The organism is Gemmatimonadota bacterium (genome assembly GCA_039715185.1).
Taxonomy (GTDB): domain Bacteria; phylum Gemmatimonadota; class Gemmatimonadetes; order Longimicrobiales; family RSA9; genus DATHRK01.
Genome location: JBDLIA010000195.1, coordinates 1 through 1,887 on the forward strand (window position 1 = coordinate 1; position 1,887 = coordinate 1,887).

At 72.3% G+C, this 1,887-nt stretch carries 3 protein-coding genes; all 3 read right to left on the reverse strand.

Features of this window, described 5'->3' with window-relative positions; genetic code table 11:
- The coding region (locus ABFS34_16630; GenBank protein ID MEN8377052.1) for a hypothetical protein at window positions 1–370 on the reverse strand (370 nt) is incomplete at its 3' end.
- Window positions 367–1,278 (reverse strand): ABC transporter ATP-binding protein, encoded by a 912-nt coding sequence (locus ABFS34_16635; protein ID MEN8377053.1) that lies wholly within the window; start codon window positions 1,276–1,278, stop codon window positions 367–369. The genes ABFS34_16630 and ABFS34_16635, both read right to left, overlap by 4 nt.
- The coding region (locus ABFS34_16640) for a NosD domain-containing protein (GenBank protein ID MEN8377054.1) at window positions 1,275–1,887 on the reverse strand (613 nt) is incomplete at its 5' end. The genes ABFS34_16635 and ABFS34_16640, both read right to left, overlap by 4 nt.

Consider the following 1,887-nt stretch of genomic DNA (forward strand, 5'->3'; position numbering starts at 1 on the left):
GCGCCCCCAGCAGCCCCACGAGACGCCCGCCAAGCACGGTGGAGCGGCGCACCGGTTGCGCAACCAGCAGCTCGAGATCGCCCCCGGAGCCCGAGAACGCGCTCGCGCCGAGAATCAGTCCGAGGAGCGGGAAGACGTAAAGAGCCAGGTTGAGCAGGGAAGCGGCCGTGCGCGTAAAGCCTTGCACCAGCACCATGCCGCTGCCACCCAGTCCGGCCAGCGCGATGCCCACGCACAGCACCGCGAACAGGCCTCCGAAGGACGGGATCAGGCGGCCGCGCAGCGATGAGCGTAGCTCGCGGCGCGCGACGGACCAGAACGCCCGACGGCTCGCGCCACGCCCCGTGCCAACCGCCCCGGTCGCCATCATGCCACCAGCCTCGGCGCGGGCGCCGTGATCGCTCGGTACACGTCTTCCACCCCCGGCTCGGTCACGCTCAGCTCGCCGAGCGGGGCGCCCAGAGCGCGCAGCGCCTCGAGCACGCCGGCCTCGGCGCCGGGAGCGACCCGGCAGGAGAGCACGTCGTCGGCCACCGACACATCCTGAGCGCCCGCGCGCAGCGCGGCCTCCGCGACGCCCGCTCCGCCGGCGCTCACCGCCAGGCGTAAACGGCTCGGGAGCCCGAAGCTGGCCGCCAGCTCACGCGGTGAGCCCAGCGCCCTCAACTCGCCGGCCACGAACACGGCCACGCGGTCCGCCAGGGTTCCCACTTCGGCCAGGTCGTGCGAGGAGAAAACCAGCGTGCGCGACTGCTCCCTGAGCGCGCCCAGCGCGTCCCGTATGGCGAGCGATGCGGACGGGTCCAGCGCCGCGCTCGGCTCGTCCAGGACGAGCGCCTCGGGGTCGCCGACGAGCGTGACCGCGAGACCCAGCCGTTGGCGCATCCCGCCGCTGAACGTGTCGGCCCTGCGGGAACCCGCGTCGGCGAGGCCGAAGCGGTCGAGCAGGTCGCCCACCCGTGCGACGTCGGCGCCCCGCAAGCCGGCGTGGAAGTGCAGGATTTCCTCCGCGGTGGCGCCCTCGGGGAAGCCGAGGCGCTGGGGCAGGTAACCGATCGCCGCGCGCGCGCCCGGATCGCTGAACGGATCGCGCCCCGCCACATCGACCGAACCCTCCGAGGGTCTGATCAGCCCGAGCGCGCCCTTCAGGCAGGTGGTCTTTCCCGATCCGTTCGGACCGATGAGCGCCAGCGTTTCCCCGTCGCGGACCTCCATCGTGAGGTCCCTGACGGCCTCGACCTGGCCGTAGCGCTTGGCGAAGCCCTCGTACCGGATCATGTGGCGGCCCTCCTGGTGAACCTGCCGAGCCGTCCCAGCCCGAGCGGCACCAGCGCCAGCAGAAGCGTGGCGAGCGCCAGCGCCGGCAGGTCGCCCGCGAATCCGGGCCCTTGTGCTTGGGTCGAGATCGGGACGCCTTCGGGAGGCCGCAGCAGCGGCCGTGGATCTTCGACGTGGGCCAGGTCGAAGACCGGGAACGCTCTCTCGGCCCAGGACAGCGCCCGCGCCGCCGGAGTACCCAGGAACAGGCTCAGCGCCGGCTTGCCTGCGCTCAGCGAGGCGAAAGGGTCGCCGGCGCGGTGCGGGCGATCGCCCACGCCGTCACCGTCCACGTCGAACAGACCCACCTCGCCCCAGTAGTTGCCGCGACCGTCCACCGTCCACTCGTTCACGCCGCTACCCGCCCTGCGCACGGGTGTGCGGTTGCCGACGATGGCGTTCTCCCCGAAGCGATTGGCCTCGGCGCTGGACAGCATGTCGATGCCCACGCCGTTGCCCACGACCGCGTTGTGGGCGAACAGGCTGCGCGTGGCGTTGTCCATGAACAGCCCTATCCGGTTGCCCTCGATCCGGTTCTGCTCCGCGACGATGTCCTGCGACGTCTGCAGG